Genomic DNA, 612 nt, shown 5'->3' on the forward strand with positions numbered 1-612 from the left:
AGCCGTTGATAATACTGGTTTTCATATTCTGTCGGTGACATCTGATCGCTGGAACCATGCCGACGCTTACTGTTATAAAACATTTCGATGTAATCAAAAATATCACTGCGGGCTTCTTCCCGCGTTCCGTAGCTCTTTTTCTTTATCCGTTCGCGTTTCAACAACTGGAAAAAGCTTTCTGCAACCGCATTATCATGGCAGTTACCGCGACGGCTCATGCTGCCCTCCAGGCCGTGTGATTTCAGGAACGACTGCCACTCATGGCTTGTGTACTGACTGCCCTGATCCGAATGAACCAGCACCTGTTTTTGGGGATTACGGCGCCATACAGCCATCAGCAGTGCGTTCAGGACAATGTCCTTTGTCATCCGGGATTGCATGGACCAGCCGATAATTTTGCGTGAGAACAGATCAACAACCACGGCAAGATACAGCCAGCCTTCGCGGGTCCTGATGTAGGTTATGTCCGTTACCCAACGCTTATCCGGAGCATCCGGATTGAACTGTCGCTGGAGCCTGTTGGGCGACACGATACTGGCCTCGCCTTTACGTGCCCGCGGGCTCCGGTATCCGACCTGAGCCTTTATCCCGACACGTTTCATCAGTCGCCAG

The 612-nt window shown here is 51.8% G+C and carries 1 protein-coding gene; it reads right to left on the bottom strand.

Annotated features, from left to right (window positions below):
• Nucleotides 1–612 (bottom strand): IS3 family transposase (locus ACSVHP_RS22990; protein WP_447552990.1); only part of this gene is annotated, 612 nt, incomplete at both ends.

Source organism: Enterobacter sp. 186315 (genome assembly GCF_053290175.1).